General features: G+C 70.7%; 11 protein-coding genes. 8 read left to right on the top strand and 3 right to left on the bottom strand.

The window, feature by feature from the left end:
* The first annotated feature begins 210 nt into the window (after positions 1 to 210).
* The 8 genes from O7615_RS00055 (at position 211) to O7615_RS00020 (ending at position 11,635) form a co-directional block, all read left to right on the top strand.
* Positions 211 to 1,497, top strand: a complete 1,287-nt coding sequence (locus O7615_RS00055; protein ID WP_278175046.1) for an extracellular solute-binding protein — start codon at positions 211 to 213, stop codon at positions 1,495 to 1,497.
* Positions 1,498 to 1,606: 109 nt separating this feature from the next.
* Entirely contained in the window at positions 1,607 to 2,575 is a 969-nt protein-coding gene (locus O7615_RS00050) for a sugar ABC transporter permease (RefSeq protein ID WP_278175045.1), read from the top strand.
* Between the two features lie 10 nt (positions 2,576 to 2,585).
* Positions 2,586 to 3,428: a carbohydrate ABC transporter permease gene (locus O7615_RS00045; RefSeq protein ID WP_278175044.1), complete on the top strand. Its 843-nt coding sequence runs from the start codon at positions 2,586 to 2,588 to the stop codon at positions 3,426 to 3,428.
* Positions 3,425 to 4,858 (top strand): GH1 family beta-glucosidase, encoded by a 1,434-nt coding sequence (locus tag O7615_RS00040; RefSeq protein WP_278175043.1) that lies wholly within the window; start codon positions 3,425 to 3,427, stop codon positions 4,856 to 4,858. Before O7615_RS00045 ends, O7615_RS00040 begins: the two co-directional genes overlap by 4 nt.
* A gap of 82 nt (positions 4,859 to 4,940) precedes the next feature.
* Positions 4,941 to 5,987: a LacI family DNA-binding transcriptional regulator gene (locus O7615_RS00035; protein ID WP_278175042.1), complete on the top strand. Its 1,047-nt coding sequence runs from the start codon at positions 4,941 to 4,943 to the stop codon at positions 5,985 to 5,987.
* A 224-nt stretch (positions 5,988 to 6,211) separates the two neighbouring features.
* Complete coding sequence (locus tag O7615_RS00030) at positions 6,212 to 6,913, top strand: amino acid-binding protein (RefSeq protein ID WP_278175041.1); 702 nt, start codon at positions 6,212 to 6,214, stop codon at positions 6,911 to 6,913.
* A gap of 108 nt (positions 6,914 to 7,021) precedes the next feature.
* On the top strand, positions 7,022 to 8,083 hold the full coding sequence (locus O7615_RS00025) for a GNAT family N-acetyltransferase (protein WP_278175040.1): 1,062 nt from the start codon (positions 7,022 to 7,024) through the stop codon (positions 8,081 to 8,083).
* 477 nt (positions 8,084 to 8,560) lie between these two features.
* Positions 8,561 to 11,635, top strand: coding sequence for a glycoside hydrolase family 9 protein (locus tag O7615_RS00020; protein WP_278175039.1), 3,075 nt, complete (start codon positions 8,561 to 8,563; stop codon positions 11,633 to 11,635).
* Between the two features lie 34 nt (positions 11,636 to 11,669).
* Here O7615_RS00020 and O7615_RS00015 read toward each other — a convergent pair whose 3' ends face one another.
* From O7615_RS00015 to bioB, 3 genes are all read right to left on the bottom strand, one after another.
* A complete protein-coding gene (locus O7615_RS00015) occupies positions 11,670 to 12,173 on the bottom strand; it encodes a GNAT family protein (RefSeq protein ID WP_278175038.1) in 504 nt (167 codons plus the stop codon).
* Between the two features lie 5 nt (positions 12,174 to 12,178).
* Positions 12,179 to 12,397, bottom strand: a complete 219-nt coding sequence (locus tag O7615_RS00010) for a hypothetical protein (protein WP_278175037.1) — start codon at positions 12,395 to 12,397, stop codon at positions 12,179 to 12,181.
* A partial coding sequence (gene bioB, locus O7615_RS00005) for a biotin synthase BioB (RefSeq protein ID WP_278175036.1) occupies positions 12,397 to 13,189 on the bottom strand: 793 nt, incomplete at its 5' end. The genes O7615_RS00010 and bioB, both read right to left, overlap by 1 nt.

Genomic DNA, 13,189 nt, shown 5'->3' with positions numbered 1-13,189 from the left:
TTTTCGCGGTAACGATCTGGGATCGCTCCCATCGGACTATTGACACTCCTGACACCTCCCGGCAATCTCATGGGAGCGTTCCCAAGAGGCGTGGATCACAGTTCCCGCCATCCGGGGCGCCGACGCCGGCTGTCCGAGTCGACGCCGGCAGGCGCTGCGGCACCCCCCACCACACGTAAACGAAGCCTCACCACCGAAAGAGGGGTCAGGATGAGCCTCACCACGCGGCGTACCCGCATGGCGGCGATCGCCCTGGCCGCGGTCACCGCCAGCGGTGTTCTCGCGGCCTGCGGCAACGACGACGACACGACGACCGCGGACGGCAAGCCCGCCAAGCTCGTCGTCGACACCTTCGGCGAGTTCGGCTACGACGAGCTCGTCAAGCAGTACGAGCAGCAGACCGGCATCAAGGTCGAGCTGCGCAAGACCGCCCAGCTCGGCGACTACCGGCCCAAGCTGGTCCGCTACCTGGCCACCGGCAAGGGCGCGGCCGATGTGACCGCCCTGGAGGAGGGCATCCTCAACGAGTTCAAGGCCAACCCGCGCAACTGGGTGGACCTGACTCCGCTGGTCGACGACCACTCCACCGAGTATCTCCCCTGGAAGTGGGAGCTGGGCAAGGCGCCGGACGGGCGGCTGATCGGTCTGCCGACCGACGTCGGCAGCCTCGCCGTCTGCTACCGCAAGGACCTGTTCGGGGCGGCCGGCCTGCCCACCGAGCGGGACGAGGTGTCGGCGCTCTGGCCGGAGTGGAGCGGCTTCCACGCGGCCGGCCAGAAGTACAAGCAGGCCACCGGCAAGAACTTCATCGACTCGATCACCGCCGTCTCCAACGGCGTGCTCTTTCAGCAGGGCAGCGACCTGTTCTACGACAAGGAGAACAACATCATCGCGGACAGCAGCCCCGCGGTGAAGGCGGCCTGGGAGACCGCGACCTCGATGGCGGACATCTCCGCCAAGACGGCGACCTGGTCGCCCGAGTGGTCGGGCGGTTTCAAGCAGGGCACCTTCGCGGCGACCTTCTGCCCGTCCTGGATGCTCGGCATCGTGGCGGACAACTCCGGTGAGGCCAACAAGGGCAAGTGGGACGTGGCGGCCGTGCCGGGTGGCGGCGGCAACTGGGGCGGCTCCTGGCTGGCCGTGCCGGAGCAGAGCGCGCACCAGAAGGAGGCGGCGAAGCTCGCCGAGTTCCTGACCAACGCCACCAGCCAGGTGGAGGCCTTCAAGCTCAAGGGCCCGCTGCCCACCAGCCTGGAGGCGCTGCAGAACGAGGCGTTCCTCAGCTACACCAACGAGTACTTCAGCAACGCGCCGACCGGCAAGATCTTCGGCGAGAGCGTCAGCAAGATCGAGCCGGTGCACCTGGGCCCGAAGCACCAGGCGGTGAAGGAGAACGCGCTCGAGCCGGCCCTGCGGTCGTTCGAGAACGGGCAGGCCAGCAAGGACAAGGCCTGGGAGCAGTTCGTGAAGGACGCCGGTGTTCAGGGCGCCTTCTGAGTGATTCCCAACCGGTGGCGTTCGGGGACTACCCGGACGCCACCGGTCGGTCCCCTTCTGGGTTGCCCCTGCGCGAGGGCCCCCGGCCTCGCCGGAAAAGGAAAACAGCATGAGTCTGTCGGCCACGACGGCGCCGCCGTCGCCAGCACCACCACCACCCGATGCTGCGCCCCGGCGTCGTCGCGGGTACCTGCTCAACCGCCTGGATCTCAAGTACTCGCCGTACCTCTACATCGCGCCGTTCTTCCTGATCTTCGGCGTGTTCGGGCTGTACCCGATGCTGCGCACCGCCTGGATGTCGCTGCACGACTGGGACATGATCGGCGATCACTCGTTCATCGGATTCGACAACTACACCCAGCTGGTCTCCGACGAGTACTTCTGGAACGCGCTGGTCAACACCTTCGGCATCTTCGCCCTGTCGACCATCCCGCAGCTGCTGCTGGCGCTCTTCCTGGCGAACCTGCTCAACCGCACGCTGCTGCGCGCCAAGACCTTCTTCCGGATGGCCATCTTCGTCCCGAACGTGGTCTCGGTGGCTGCGGTGGCGATCGTCTTCGGCATGCTGTTCCAGCGCGAGTTCGGCCTGTTCAACTGGCTGCTCAGCTTCGTCGGGGTGGACCAGATCGACTGGCGGGCGCAGCGGTGGAGTTCCTGGACGGCGATCGCCACCATGGTCAACTGGCGGTGGACCGGCTACAACACCCTGATCCTGCTCGCCGGCATGCAGGCCATCCCGAAGGACCTGTACGAGGCGGCCGCGATCGACGGCGCCAGTCAGTGGCGGCAGTTCTGGCGGATCACCCTGCCGATGCTCAAGCCCACCTTCATCTTCGTGGTCATCCTCTCCACGATCGGCGGCATGCAGCTCTTCACCGAGCCGCTGCTCTTCGCCAACGGGCGCATCCTCGGTGGCAATCAGCGGGAGTTCCAGACCCTGGCCATGTACATGTACGAGAAGGGCATCGACAACCTGAGCACCGCAGGCTACGGGGCCGCGGTGGCCTGGGCGATCTTCATGATCATCGTCTTGATGTCGCTGCTCAACTTCGTTCTCGTCCGCCGCGCGGCCAAGTGAGGAGAGGTCTGTGTTCTCGGCTTCCCAGCGCCTGTGGCGCACCAGTCCATTGACCTACATGGCCCTCGTCCTGGCGGCCCTGTTGTCGATCTACCCCTTCTACTACATGCTGGTGATCGGCAGCCGCACCCTGGACGCCATCAACGACGTGCCGCCGCCGTTCACCCCCGGAAGTGCCTTCGGCGACAACTTCGGGCGGGTGCTCGACAACGACGCGGCCAACTTCCTCACCGGCCTGACGAACTCGATCATCGTCTCCTCGGTGGTCACCGTGTCGGTGGTGCTCACCGGCTCGCTGGCCGGCTTCGCCTTCGCGAAGCTGCGATTCCGGGGCCGCAACATCCTGCTGCTGGCGATCATCGTCACCATGATGATCCCGACCCAGATGGGCCTCATCCCGCTCTGGGGCATGATGCAGGAGCTCGACTGGCATGGCACCCTCTACGCGGTCACCGTGCCGTTCCTGGTCACCGGCTTCGGCGTGTTCATGATGCGGCAGTACGCCAGCCAGGCGATCTCCGACGAACTGATCGAGGCCGGCCGGGTCGACGGCGCCAGCACCTTCCGGATCTACTGGAACATCGTGCTGCCCGCGTTGCGTCCGGCCGCCGGCGTGCTGGGTCTGTTGACCTTCATGGAGAACTGGAACTCGTTCCTCTGGCCGTACGCGATCCTCACCCCGGAGAACCCGACCCTGCAGGTCTCGCTCTCCTTCCTGTCGTACGCCTACTACACCGACTACTCCCAGGTCTTCGCCGCCACGGCGGTCGGCACCCTGCCACTGGTCCTGGTCTTCATTCTGTTCGGCCGCCAGATCATCGGCGGGATCATGGAAGGTGCAGTCAAGTCGTGAGTAACCCCGCCACCCCGCCCGCCGTCGGCGTCCTGGACGAAGACGCGCCGCTGACCTTCCCACCCGGCTTTCTCTGGGGTGCGGCGACCGCCGCGTACCAGATCGAGGGCGCGGCGGCCGAGGGCGGCCGGACCCCGTCGATCTGGGACACCTTCAGCCACACCGAGGGCCGGACGGTCGCCGGGCACACCGGCGACGTCGCCTGCGACCACTACCACCGGCTCGGCGAGGACGTTCGCCTGATGGCCGAGCTGGGGTTGAAGTCGTACCGTTTCTCGGTTTCCTGGCCCCGGGTGCAGCCGGGCGGGTCGGGCCCGGCGAACGCCGAGGGGCTCGACTTCTACCGGCGGCTGGTCGACGAGCTGCTGGCCAACGGGATCGAGCCCTGGCTCACCCTCTACCACTGGGACCTGCCCCAGGAGCTGGAGGACGCCGGTGGCTGGCCGGCTCGGGACACCGCTTACCGGTTCGCCGACTACAGCCAGCTGGTGGCGGACGCGCTGGGCGACCGGGTGAAGTACTGGACCACGCTCAACGAGCCCTGGTGCTCCGCCTTCCTTGGCTACGGCTCCGGGGTGCACGCCCCCGGCCGCCGCGCCGGGGCGGACGCGGTCCGCGCCGGGCACCACCTGATGCTCGGGCACGGGCTCGCCGTGCAGGCGCTGCGCGCGGCCCGGCCCGGCCCGCAGCTCGGGGTGACCGTCAACCTGTACCCGGTGACCCCGGCCACCGACGCGCCGGGTGACGTGGACGCCGCGCGACGCATCGACGGGCTGGCCAACCGGTTCTTCCTCGACCCGCTGCTGCGCGGAAGCTACCCCGCCGACCTGGTCGCCGACCTGGCCAAGGTGACCGACTTCGAGCACGTCCACGACGGGGATCTGGCCACCATCGCCACGCCGCTGGACCTGGTCGGGGTCAACTACTACAGCCGGCACGTGGTGGCCGCACCGGTGCCCGGGGAGAAGCCGGAACCCTACTGGCGGGCGTCGTCCAGCTGGCCGGGTAGCGAGGACGTCCGATTCGTCACCCGGGGGGTGCCGGTCACCGACATGGGCTGGGAGATCGACTCCCCGGGTCTGCTGGAGACGCTGCGCCGGGTGCACGAGGAGTACACGGACCTGCCGCTGTACGTGACGGAGAACGGGTCGGCCTTCGTCGACGTGGTGGTCGACGGTCAGGTCGACGACGCCGACCGGCTGGCCTACTTCGAGGCCCACCTGCGCGCCTCGCACGAGGCGATCAGCGCGGGCGTCCCCCTGCGGGGATACTTCGCCTGGTCGCTGATGGATAATTTCGAGTGGGCCTGGGGTTACACCAAGCGGTTCGGCATGATCTACATCGACTACGACAGCCAGACCCGTATCCCCAAGTCCAGCGCCAGGTGGTACGCGGAGGTGATCCGACGCAACGGTCTGGCCGCACAATAGGGCGACGGCCAGCCAGTAACGGGCGGCCCGGCACCGACGCTGAAGCAGGTGCCGGGGCCGCCTGACGTCGGAGGAGCAGACGATGACAACGCAGCGCACCCGGTCGCTCGGGCGCCCGACCCTCGACGCGGTCGCCGCCCGCGCCGGTGTCGGCCGCGGCACGGTCTCCCGCGTGGTCAACGGCTCCCCCCAGGTGAGTCCGGAGGCCCGGGCCGCCGTCCAGCAGGCCATCGCCGAGCTGGGGTACGTGCCGAACCGCGCCGCCCGGGCACTGGTCACCCAGCGGACCGACTCGGTGGCCCTGGTGGTCAGCGAGTCCGGCGAGCGGATCTTCGCCGAGCCGTTCTTCGCCGGCATCGTCCGGGGGATCAGCTCCGCCCTGCTGGAGACGCCGTTGCAGCTCTGGCTGGCCATGGCGCAGTCGCCGCTGGAGCGGGAACGGGTCGAGCACCACCTGACCAACCAGCACGTCGACGGGGTGCTGCTGCTGTCGTTGCACGATGCCGATCCGCTGCCCACCCTGCTGGAGGAGCGCGGCCTGCCCACCGTGCTCGGTGGCCGTCCCGCGCGGATGCTGCACCCCGACGCGCAGCCCGCCTCGTTCGTCGACATCGACAACGCCGGTGGGGCGCGGCAGGCCGTGGAGTACCTCGCCGGACGGGGGCGGCGGCGCATCGCCACCATCGCCGGGTCGCAGGACATGGGCGCCGGCCTGGCCCGGTTGTCCGGGTACCGGGATGCGGTACGCACCGCCGGGTTCGGCGTCAACCCCGATCTGATCGCGTACGGCGACTTCAGCGAGGAGAGCGGGGCGACGGCCATGCGGCAGTTGCTGGACCGCTGTCCCGACCTGGACGCGGTCTTCGTCGCCGCCGACCTGATGGCCTTCGGCGCGTTGCGGACGCTGCGCGAGGCGGGGCGCCGGGTGCCGGAGGACGTGGCCGTGGTCGGCTTCGAGGACGCGCCGATCGCCCGGCAGGCCGACCCGCCGTTGTCGTCGGTGTTCCAGCCCACCGAGGAGATGGGGCGGCAGATGGCGCGGCTGCTGGTCGCCCGGATCCGGGGCGACGAGATCCCCGCGCCACACATCGTCCTGGACACCCAGTTCGTCGAGCGCGCCTCCGCCTGACCCCTCGGCCGCCGGGCCGGTCACGGCTTGCGGCGCCTCGGGCTGTCGGCCCGACCAGCGGCGCTATCTGCCCGCATGTCGCGATCTCAGCAGCTCGGGCGGGGTGTCAAGGTCAGGTTTGACCCTCGGGTCATGCCACCGCAACAGGGACGAAATGGTCATCTGACAGGCTGGGGATCAGCCTGTCGGCCACCGTGCCGGCCCGCCGAGCGGAGGGGTTAGAGATGTTGTTGCGCGTGCGGGTCACCCTGCCGGACCGCCCGGGCACGCTCGGCCAGGTGGCGCGCACCCTCGGGGTGTCGGGCGCGGACATCGTCCAGGTGGTCGTGCTGGAACGCCTCGGCGGCCGGGCGGTCGACGACTTCACCGTGGTCTGGCCGGGCGCCGCCCGGGTGGAGCGGCTGTTGGCGGGCCTGGCGGCGATCCCCGGAGTGCGGGTGGACGGCGTGTGGCGGGCGATCGGCGCGCCCACCACCACCGGCCAGGACGCCGAGCTGCTGGCACAGGTCGCCGGCAACCCGGTCGACGGGCTGGCCACCCTGGTCGACGCGGTGCCGGGGCTGCTCGCCGCCGAGTGGGCGGTGGCCGCCATGGTGCCCGTCGACTGGGCCTCCCGCAGCGGAGGCGGCGGCGCGACGGTGGGGCACGCCAGCTGGCGTACGCCCGTACCGCCGCAGTTGCCGGAGGTGACCCCGCTGCGCGCCCGGTCGATGACCATGCCCGACGGCGGCCACTTCGCGGTCGCGCCGTTCGGTCGGGCCGGGCTGGTCCTGGTGGTCTGCCGCGAGCACAGCGAGACCCTGGCGCCCGCCGCGTTCCACTCCACCGAGGTGGATCGGCTCGCTCAGCTGGTCCGGGCCAGCGCGGTGATCCTCGGTGACCGGCTGGACCTGGTCGGCACCCCACCGGTCAGCGCGAACCCGTGACCGGGCCCCAGCTGTGACGCAGACCGCACGGCTGGTCACGGCTGGACATGGTGGGGCAACCGGCTGGCAACAGCGGCAGGCGAGGGTGGCACGGGAAGGGAGGCAACGATGACGCTGTGGCGGATCCGAGCCACCGTGGACGACCGGCCGGGCTACCTGTCGGTGCTCACGGCGAGCCTCGCGTTGCGCGGAGTCAACATCCTCACCGTGCAGGTGCACACCACCGAGCGCGGTGCCGTCGACGACTTCCTCGTCGACGCGCCGGACACTCTCGACGAGGCGGATCTCCTCGCCGCCGTCGAGCGGGGGCGGGGTCGGGACTGTTGGGTGGCACGCAGTGAGGCGCGTGGTTTGGCCGACCAGCCCACCCGGGTGCTCGGGCTGGCCACCCGGCTGGTGCACGACCCGGACGCGACCGGCGAGGTGCTCCGGGCCCTGCTCGGCGCCGACGAGGTGACCTGGCGGCCCGCACCCGCCGCCGCCCGCCCGGGGATCGACGATCTGACCATGTCGCTGGCCGATCCCAACGGCGGGTCGTATCTGCTGCGCCGGGTCGCGCCGAGCTTCACCCCGGCGGAGTACGCCCGGGCGCAGGCGCTGCTGGAGCTGGGTGCCACGGCGGCCCGTCGCAGCACCGAGCAGGTCACCGTGGTTCTGCCGGACGGTGCCGAGCTGATCGTACGCCCCGCCGTCGCGGACGACCTGACGTCGGTGGTCGAGCTGCACCAGGCCTGTTCGGCGGCCAGCCGGCAGCGTCGTTACCTGGGAGGTGCGGGCCAACCCTCCCCGGCCCGCCTGCGCCGGCTGCTGGAGCCGGTCCGTGGGCTGACCCTGATCGCCGCGACGACCGGCTCCGGCGGGGCGGCGGAGTCGGTCGTCGCGATGGCCAACCTGCTCGCCGAGGGCGACGAGGCCGAGCTGGCGCTGCTGGTGCGCGACGACTGGCAGCGGCGCGGGCTGGGCTCGACGCTGCTGCGCCGGCTCACCCGGCAGGCCGAGTCGGCCGGTTACGCGGCGCTGGTGCTGCACGTCCAGGCGGACAACGCACCGATGCTGCGTACGCTGCGCCGACTGTCCCGGCCGACCACGATCGAGCGGGACGGTGCCCTGCTGACCATGACCATGCCCCTGGCCGCCCAGGTGCCGGCACCGGCCGAGACCAGCGGCTGAGGGCGGGTTGGTCGGCGGATCAGACGACCGTCCTCCGGTGCGGAGGACGGTGAGGTGGGCAGGGCCCCCGGTGCGGGAGCCCTGCCCATCGCTTGGCCGGGGACTGGTCCGTGGACGATCGTTTGCGGTTGAGTGACTCGCACAGCGGCGCGTCGAGTCACTCGGCGGCAAACGATCAGCAAGCCCAACCGGGCGTGCCGTTAGCGCGGAACGGCAACTGTCCAAGATTTGCTCGTGCGGCGGGACGCGTGCCCCTGTGTGGCGTACGTTCCGGCGTGTGCGGCCTGGTGTGCCGGGGGCCGGTGGCGTGGCTCTTCACAAGCGGTGACTCGGGCATTACATTGCTGGGTATCCATGGGAGCGCTCCCGCTCCTGTTGAAGCCACCTCGCACCGCCACCTCCGTCGGCAGCCGTCCACTCCGACGCGCCCACGCGTCTGGTCGATGCTGCCCGCCACGCATCGACAGGAGCAGTCGCATGCATCACCACCCACGGCCGCGCCGCGCCCGCGCCAACCGGCACCGACCGAACCATCGCCCGGACCAGCCCTGGCCGCGTCGTGCCGACCAACCGTGGCCCCGGCTCCGCCGCGCCGACCAGCCTCGCCGCGCCGACCAGCCTCGCCGGGCGGACCAGCCTCGCCGGGCCGATCAGCCCTGGCCTCGCCGCCCCGACCAGCCCTGGCCGCGCCGACTGCTGGCCGTCGTCACGGCGCTGGCCGCCGGGCTCGCGCTCGCGCTCGGCGTACCCGCGACCGGCGCCGCCGCCGGGCCGGTCGGCGGGGGCGGATCCGACGGGGCCCAGCCCGCTGTCGCGCCGGCGTTCAACTACGCGGAGGCGTTGCAGAAGTCGCTGCTGTTCTACGAGGCGCAGCAGTCCGGGACGCTACCGGAGTGGAATCGGGTGTCGTGGCGCGGCGACTCCGCACTGCGCGACGGCGCCGACGTGGGGGTCGACCTCACCGGTGGCTGGTACGACGCCGGCGACCACGTCAAGTTCGGCTTTCCGATGGCCTTCAGCGCCACCATGCTCGCCTGGGGTGCGGTGGAGTACCGGTCCGGGTACGCCGCCTCCGGTCAGCTGACCCACCTGCTGAACAATCTGCGTTTCGTCAACGACTACTTCGTCAAGGCGCACCCGTCACCGAACGTCCTCTATGGACAGGTGGGTCGGGGCGACGACCACAAGTGGTGGGGGCCGGCCGAGGTGATGCCGATGGCGCGGCCCGCGTACAAGATCGATGCGAGCTGTGGCGGCGCGGACCTGGCGGGGGAGACGGCGGCGGCGTTGGCCGCGTCGTCCATGGTCTTCCGGCCCACCGACGCCGCGTACGCCGACAGGCTGCTGACCCACGCGCGGCAGCTCTACACGTTCGCCGACACGGTACGCAGGAGCTATCACGAGTGCATCACCGACGCGACGAACTTCTACCGCTCCTGGAGCGGGTGGCAGGACGAGCTGGTGTGGGGCGCGATCTGGCTGTACCGGGCCACCGGCGAGGCGGCGTACCTGGCCAAGGCGGAGAGCGAGTACGACCAACTCGGCACCGAACCGCAGACCTCCACCCGTTCCTACAAGTGGACGGTCGCCTGGGACAACAAGCAGTTCGGGGCGTACGTGCTGCTGGCGAACCTGACCGGCAAGCAGAAGTACGTCGACGACGCCAACCGGTGGCTCGACTTCTGGACGGTCGGCGTCGACGGGGAACGGGTCCGGTACTCGCCCGGCGGGATGGCCGTGCTCGACTCGTGGGGCGCCCTGCGCTACGCCGCCAACACCGCGTTCGCCGCGCTGGTCTACAGCGACAACATCACCGACGCGACCCGCAAGGCCCGCTACCACGACTTCGCCGTCCGGCAGATCAACTATGCGCTCGGCGACAACCCGCGCAACTCCAGCTACGTCATCGGCTTCGGCGCGAACCCGCCGAGGAATCCGCATCACCGCACCGCGCACGGCTCATGGTGGGACAGCATGACCGTGCCCACCGAGACCCGGCACACCCTCTACGGCGCGCTGGTCGGCGGCCCGTCCGCGCCGAACGACGCGTACACCGACAGCCGCTCGGACTACGTCATGAACGAGGTCGCCACCGACTACAACGCCGGCTTCACCTCCGCGCTGGCCCGGCTGACCCAGGAGTACGGCGGCACTCCGCTGGCCAACTTCCCGGTGCCCGAACAGCCCGACATCGACGAGCTGACCGTGGAGACCACGATCATGCAGAACGAGCCTCGGGCCACCGCGATCAAGGCGATCATCTACAACAAGTCGGCCTTCCCGGCCCGCGCGCTGACCGACGCGACGTTCCGCTACTACTTCCGCCCCGACGGCACCGGACCGGTGCAGGTGACCCCCGGCTACACGCAGGGCTGCCCGGCACCCACCACCGCCCGGCAGGCCGGCGGCGACCTCTGGTACGTCGAGGTCGACTGCACCGGGCACACCATCGCCCCCGCCGGGCAGTCGCCGCACCGGATGGAGGTGCAGTTCAAGGTCGGGGTGCCCGAGGGCGGCACCTGGGATCCGAGCAACGACCCGTCGTACCAGGCGACCACCGGGCCCAACCCGACGGTGCCGCTCTACTCCGGCGGGGCGGTGGTGTGGGGCGCCGAGCCCACGCCGGCAGCCGGCGACACCACCCCGCCGAGCACCCCGGGCACCCCGGTGGCGACCGAGGTCACCTCCCGGTCGGCGAGCCTGACCTGGGCGGCCTCCACCGACACCGGCAGCGGGATCGACCGCTACCAGGTCAGCGTCTACATGGTCGGCGGTGACGTGTACTCGTACTCCTTCGCCACGACCAACTCGCTGGTGGTCACGCTCTCGCCAACCCGCACCTACGAGATCCAGGTGCAGGCCATCGACCAGGCCGGCAACCGCTCCCCGTGGTCGGCGAAACTGACCGTGACCACACCGTTCACCGACACCGGGGACACGGTCCCGCCGACCGCGCCCGGTTCGCTGACGGCATCGGCGATCACTGCGACCGGGGCGACGCTCACCTGGGCCCCGTCGACCGACAACGTGGGCGTGACCGGGTACCGGGTCTACCGTGGGCCGGCCCTGGTCGACGTCCTGCTCGACACGGTCACCGACACGACGTACGAGGCGACGGAGCTGGAGCCGCAGATCCCGTACTACTTCTACGTGGTGGCGATCGACGCCGCGGGCAACGTCTCGCCGCCCTCGGAGCGGGTGACGGTGACCACCTCCGCGCCGCTGCCGGCCTCGCCCTGTCGGGTTTCCTACGGCACCAACGACTGGGGTACCGGCTTCACCGCGAACATCACGATCACCAACACCGGCACGGCGGCGGTCGACGGCTGGACGTTGGCGTTCACCTTCCCCGGCACCGGGCAGCGGGTCGGCCAGGGCTGGGGAGCCACCTTCCAGCAGAGCGGTACGGCGGTGACCGCGACCAACCTGTCCTACAACCGCACCCTGGCGCCGGGCGCGTCGGCCGGCATCGGCTTCAACGGTACGCACACCGGCAGCAACCCCAGACCGTCGACCTTCACCCTCAACGGCGCCACCTGCACCGCCTCCTGACGCGTCTGGTCGCCAGCCGGCGGCGAGGTGCGGTTCAGCGCAGGTCGTCGGCGAGCAGGTCCATCAGCAGACCGTCGTGCCAACGGCCGTCGTCGCCGCGCTCGTAGCGGCGCAGGATGCCGACCGGCCGGAAGCCGACCTTCGCGTACGCCCGGATCGCGGCGGTGTTCGCCGCCGCCGGGTCGATGGTGAAGCGGTGGTGGCCGTGGGCGTCGATCAGATGGCGGATCAGGGTGCGGATGGCGTCCCCGCCCAGCCCGGCGCCGCGTACCGACGGGTCGAGGAAGATGTCGACGCTGGCGTGCCGGTAGTCCGGATCGTCCTCGGCGTACGACTGGATCGCGCCGACGACCCGGCCGTCGTGCTCGATCGCGTACACCGACAGGGTTTCGTCGGCGAGATCCGCCTCGACGGCGGCGACCAGGTCGTCGCCGCCGCGCCACCAGCGGCGTACCTCCGGTTCGGCCCGGATCGCCGCGAGCCTCGCCACATCGGTGGCCGCCGCCGGCCGCAGGGTGACGACCTCTCCCCGCAGCATCGTGCTCAGCCTCGCCGTTCGCCGTGCGCGACGCAGACCGCCGCCCAGCCGACCGGCAGCACCTGCACCTTCATCCGGCGGCGGCAGTGCGGGCAGTACCGGGGTGGCTCCAACGCCCGGGCCGCCGCGCAACCGGCGTGCGGCCCCGCCGACGCGGCCTCCCCACACCGGTCGCACCAGGACCCCACCGCCGGCCCGGCCTGCTCGCGGTCGGCGGTCGGCATCACAGGGTCGCCGAGAGCGCCTTGACCGGCATCTTCAGCTCGTCGAGCAGCTTGAGATCCTCGGTCGCCGGCCGACCGAGGGTGGTCAGGTAGTTGCCGACGATCACGGCGTTGATGCCGCCGAGCAGCCCGTCACGGGTACCGAGGTCACCCAGGGTGATTTCCCGGCCGCCCGCGTACCGCAGAATGGTGCGCGGCATGGCCAGCCGGAACGCGGCGATGGCCCGCAGCGCGTCCTTGCCCTCCACCACCGGGCGGTCGCCGAGCGGGGTGCCGGGTCGGGGGTTGAGGAAGTTCAACGGGACCTCGTGCGGGTCCAGCTCGGCCAGCTGCGCGGCGAACTCCGCCCGCTGCTCCACCGTCTCACCGAGGCCGAGGATGCCGCCGCAGCAGACCTCCATGCCGGATTCGCGGACCATCCGCAGGGTCTCCCACCGCTCCTCCCAGGAGTGCGTGGTGACCACGTTCGGGAAGTACGACCGGCAGGTCTCCAGGTTGTGGTTGTAGCGGTGCACACCCATCTCGACCAGCTCGTCGACCTGCTCCTGGGTGAGCATGCCGAGCGAGGCGGCGACCTGGATGTCGACCTCGGCCTTGATCGCGGCGACCCCCTCGCGCAGCTGCGTCATCAGCCGGGCGTCCGGGCCGCGTACCGCGGCCACGATGCAGAACTCGGTCGCCCCGGTGGCGGCGGTCTGCCTGGCCGCCTCGACCAGCGAGGGGATGTCCAGCCAGACCGACCGTACCGGCGAGGTGAACAGGCCGGACTGCGAGCAGAAGTGACAGTCCTCC

It is taken from the genome of Micromonospora sp. WMMD1082 (genome assembly GCF_029626175.1).
Lineage (GTDB): Bacteria > Actinomycetota > Actinomycetes > Mycobacteriales > Micromonosporaceae > Micromonospora.
Note: the sequence above shows the minus strand (reverse complement) of the source record. Positions and strands in the feature narration are given on the sequence as shown.